4 protein-coding genes are annotated in these 4,529 nt (G+C 49.3%); 2 read left to right on the top strand and 2 right to left on the bottom strand.

The annotated features are described in order from the left end of the window. On the bottom strand, positions 1–737 hold a 737-nt coding region (locus tag RYL88_RS11655), incomplete at its 3' end, for a response regulator (RefSeq protein ID WP_314991495.1). Between the two features lie 85 nt (positions 738–822). Then, positions 823–1,959 carry a bifunctional 2-C-methyl-D-erythritol 4-phosphate cytidylyltransferase/2-C-methyl-D-erythritol 2,4-cyclodiphosphate synthase gene (locus tag RYL88_RS11650; protein ID WP_314991493.1) on the bottom strand — a complete coding sequence of 379 codons (1,137 nt, stop codon included), beginning with the start codon at positions 1,957–1,959 and terminating at the stop codon, positions 823–825. A 99-nt stretch (positions 1,960–2,058) separates the two neighbouring features. Here RYL88_RS11650 and thiC point away from each other — a divergent pair, with 99 nt between their 5' ends. Both thiC and RYL88_RS11640 read left to right on the top strand, forming a co-directional pair. After that, on the top strand, positions 2,059–3,393 hold the full coding sequence (gene thiC, locus RYL88_RS11645; protein WP_314991491.1) for a phosphomethylpyrimidine synthase ThiC: 1,335 nt from the start codon (positions 2,059–2,061) through the stop codon (positions 3,391–3,393). Continuing rightward, a complete protein-coding gene (locus tag RYL88_RS11640; protein ID WP_314991489.1) occupies positions 3,383–4,483 on the top strand; it encodes an Mrp/NBP35 family ATP-binding protein in 1,101 nt (366 codons plus the stop codon). Before thiC ends, RYL88_RS11640 begins: the two co-directional genes overlap by 11 nt. Positions 4,484–4,529: the final 46 nt, after the last annotated feature.

Genomic DNA, 4,529 nt, shown 5'->3' with positions numbered 1-4,529 from the left:
GTCTCCATCGGCGCTTCTTCGTTCGGATTGGTCGAGCTTGCGATGAGCTTGCGTTTAGCGGCGAGAGATACGATCTGATTTTTAGCCTCTTGGCGTAAAATTTGAAAATTTGAAAAATACAAAAGCGTGCGCGGATTTGCCGCGGCTACGGCTTCTACGTCGATGCCTGGCTCTAGCGGGACGTATTTGAAGCTCAAATTTAGCGCCTTTGCGTACTCGAAAACGAAATTATCGGCGTTTATCATTTTATTACACTTTATGAGAAGAGGCAGCTTTATGCGCTTAAAGTCGAAATTTAGCGCCGAGACGGCCTTAAAATGATAGTTTAGGTAGTCCTGGTAGGTTTTTATAAACGTTTGCAGCCGCCTAAACTCCTCAAAATGCTTGATCTTTCGCACCAGCTCCTCGATCATAAACGGCTTTTGTATGTAGTCGCTAGCGCCCGCTTTTATCGGGATCGAGACGGTGTCGTTGCTGATGTAGGTGATGAGCAGGATGACGACGGAGTCTTTAAATTTTTGTATGATTTTTAGCGTGTCGTCGCCCGCAAACGCGCTAGAGAGCAGTACTACGTCAAAGTGTACGTCCTTGGCGCCCTCCTTTGCCCTCTGCTCGGGCTCGCTTTTCATCGCCTCCGCCGCGCTCCTTGCTATCTCGCACTCGTAGCCTAGATTTTCTAGCTTTGATGCGATGCTTTGGGCTAGGTAGATTTCGTTTTCTATTATCAAAACTCTCATTTTTTTGCTTTCATTTTTTATTTTCCTTTACTTTATCCTCTTACCTTAAAACTTTGGCGTTTTTTACGCAAAGCGTCGTGATTTTTTAACGTCGCTCTGCCGTCCAGTCGTAAATTTTTAGACTCGCCGACGCCGTGGCGGCTATACCCTCGCCTCGCCCCGTAAAGCCTAGCTTCTCGGTCGTCGTGGCCTTTACGTTTATGCGGCTTGGGGCTAAATTTAGCGCATTTGCGATGTTTATTTCCATCGCGGATTTAAATTTACTAAGCTTTGGCCTCTCGGCGATAACGGTAATATCGGCGTTTATCAGCTCAAAACCGACGCTTTGAACGAGCCTATATGCTTCTTTTAGTAACACAGCCGAGTCCGCACCCTTAAATTTATCGTCGGTATCGGGGAAATGCTCGCCTATATCGCCCAGCCCGGCCGCTCCTAGCACCGCGTCGATGAGCGCGTGGATAGCTATGTCGCCGTCGGAGTGGGCCTTTAAATTTCTTTCAAAAGGGATTTTTTCGCCGCCGATTGTTACGAAACTTCCCTCTTTTTTCTCTTCTTCAAAGGCATGCACGTCAAAACCGTTCCCGACGTAAATTTCGCTCGAGGGCGCGCTAAGGCCGTAAATTTTAGAAAGGTCGTCTTTAAACGTGATTTTTCTCGCGTTTTCATCGCCTTGTACATACCAAATTTTACCGCCCGCAGCCGCTATCGCCGAGCTATCGTCGGTGTAAATTTGACCCGATTCAAGCGCGCTTTTTAGCATCGCCGTGCGCGAGAGCTGCGGAGTTTGGATGAGCTTGATCTGCTCTCTATCTACAGCATTGGCACCCAGATAAACGGTATCGGGCACCTTTAGCGCAGGCACGACGCAGTCGGCGTTTTGGATGCCGCCTATTATGCGAGAAAAAAGCTCCGCGCTAATCATCGGACGAGCGATGTCGCTAACCAAGACAAATTCGCTTTGAACGAGCTTAAGAGCGTTTTTTAGGCTCTCTTGACGCGTCGCGCCGCCTTTTACGAAGCGATACGACGGGGCAAATTTGCTCATATATTTTTCCTCGTTTGAAGCGATGATTATCTCTTTAAAAGCATAATGCGAGCTTAAATTTTTAGCGGCAAAGAGCCATAGCGGATCGCCTCCGACGCGCAACCACTGCTTTTTAACGGGCATTTCAAAACGGCTAGAGCTTCCGGCTCCGAGCATTATCAGCGTAACGTCTAGCAAAATTTCTCCTTTGGCGAAGTGTTACGATATTATACAGATAAAAAGCTTGTTTTTATCTTTTTTGAGTAATATTAGAATCAAAAATTTAAGGAGCGAAATATGAAAGAATTTCGGGTCAAATTTGACTCCGCCGACAAAACTCCGACGCAGATGTACTATGCCAAAAAAGGCGTCATAACGCCCGAGATGAACTACGTAGCGCAGGCTGAAGCACTAAATCCCGAGCTCGTTAGAAGCGAGGTCGCCGCGGGCAAGATGATAATCCCCGCCAACATCCATCACGCAAATTTGCTCCCGATGGCGATCGGCAGGGAGGCCAAAACCAAAATCAACGCAAATATCGGCAACTCAAGCCTAAGCAGCGATATAGACGCCGAGCTTGAAAAGCTGCAAATTTGCCTAAAATACGGCGCCGACACGGTCATGGATCTAAGCACGGGCGGCGATCTGGATACGATCAGAAGCGCCATAATCGCAAACTCGACCGTCCCCATAGGCACCGTGCCGATGTATCAGATCATCCGCGACATAAAAGAAGTGGAAAATTTGAAGGCGGCGGACATCCTAAAAACGCTTGAAAAGCAGGCGCGCCAGGGCGTTAGCTACTTTACTATACATGCGGGGTTTTTGCTCAAATTTATGCCGCTGGTCGCAAAGCGCAAGATGGGTATCGTTAGCCGCGGCGGTAGCCTAACTGCTAGCTGGATGATGCACCATCATAAAGAAAATCCGTTTTACGAGGCCTTTGACGATATTTTGGAAATTTGCGCCGCTCACGACGTCGCGCTATCTCTAGGCGACGGGTTGCGTCCCGGCTGCCTATACGACGCGACTGACGAGGCTCAGCTTAGCGAGCTACGCGTTTTAGGCGAGCTAACGCTACGCGCATGGGAGAAAAACGTACAGGTGATGATCGAGGGACCGGGTCATATTCCTTTAAACCAAATAGAGTATAATATGAAAATCGAACGCGAGCTGTGCCACGGCGCGCCTTTTTACGTGCTAGGACCGCTGCCTACGGACATCGGCGCGGGGTACGATCACATCACTTCGGCTATCGGCGGGACGATGGCGGCCTTTTACGGAGCCTCGATGCTGTGCTACGTGACGCCCAAAGAGCACCTCGGTTTGCCAAACGCAAACGACGTGAGGGAAGGCATCGTGGCACACAAGATCGCCGCTCACGCAGCCGACGTCGCGCTAGGCAAGGCAGGCGCGATAGAGCGCGATCACGCGATGAGCGACGCTCGATACGCATTTGATTGGAACAGACAGTTTGAGCTAAGCCTAGATCCCGAGAGGGCGCGCGAGCTACACGATGAGAGCTTGCCGCAAGAGTCGTTTAAAAAGGCGGAATTTTGCTCGATGTGCGGGCCTAAATTTTGCGCGTATAAAATTTCGAAAAATCTAACGAAGGAGAAAAATGTTAAGTAAAGAGGATGTCTTAAACAGACTAAAAGGCGTAATTTATCCGGGCTTTGAGAAAGATATCGTGAGCTTTGGATTCGTAAAAAACGTCGAAATCGGCGAGAAAATTTTAATCGAGGTCGAGATCGTAAGCTCAAATCCGGACGTAGCAAACGAGCTGCGAACCGACATAAAGCGCGTGATGGGCTCAAACGAGTGCGTCATAAACATCATCCAGCCAAAAATCCCAGAAGAAAAAAGCAACACTCAAAGCGGTAAAAATATCGCTCCGCAGATCAAAAATTTCGTAATGGTAAGCTCGGGCAAAGGCGGCGTGGGCAAGAGCACTACGACGCTAAATTTAGCTATCTCGATGGCAAAACTAGGCAAAAAAGTAGGCATCCTAGACGCAGATATCTACGGTCCAAATATCCCTAGGATGCTGGGCGAAGTAGGCACGCAGCCGCAAGTCGTGGGCAACAAGCTAAAACCGATCCTAACTCACGGCGTGGAGATGATGAGTATGGGCGTGCTAATGGAAGAAGGCATGAGCCTCATCTGGCGCGGGTCGATGATCATGAAAGCTATCGAGCAGCTACTTAAAGACGTATTTTGGAGAGAGCTGGACGTGCTGTTTCTCGATATGCCTCCAGGAACCGGCGACGCGCAGCTAACCCTAGCTCAAAGCGTACCGGTAACTGCTGGCGTGTGCGTTACGACGCCGCAAGTAGTGGCGCTTGATGATAGCAAAAGAGCGCTTGATATGTTTGAGAAGCTTCACATCCCGATCGCCGGCGTGATAGAAAATATGAGCGGATTTATCTGCCCTGAAAGCGGCAAGGAGTATGATATATTTGGCAAAGGCACGACCGAGGAAGTGGCAAAAGCTTATAACACCGAAGTGCTAGCCCAGATACCTATCGAGCCTGCCGTTAGAGTCGGCGGCGACAGCGGCAAGCCGGTGAGCTTTTACGAGCCAAACTCCGTCACGGCTAAACGCTACGAAAAAGCGGCGGCTAGGCTGTGGGAGATAATCGAAAATATCAACGATGACGGCGGCGCGGACAACTCGTCTATCCAGCCCGTGATGGACGGCAAGAGCGCTTGCTCGAAGTAAAATTTAAAATCTAAAGCCCGAATTTACTCAAATTTGGGCTTTAACT

This window comes from uncultured Campylobacter sp. (genome assembly GCF_963517995.1).
Classification (GTDB): Bacteria; Campylobacterota; Campylobacteria; order Campylobacterales; family Campylobacteraceae; genus Campylobacter_A.
The sequence above is the reverse complement of the archived record's forward strand: the minus strand, read 5'-3'. Positions and strand labels throughout refer to the sequence as shown.

Coding starts and splice junctions, on each gene's coding strand:
- thiC (WP_314991491.1), top strand. CDS start 2,059: ATGAAAGAATTTCGGGTCAAATTTGACTCCGCCGACAAAACTCCGACG.
- RYL88_RS11640 (WP_314991489.1), top strand. CDS start 3,383: ATGTTAAGTAAAGAGGATGTCTTAAACAGACTAAAAGGCGTAATTTAT.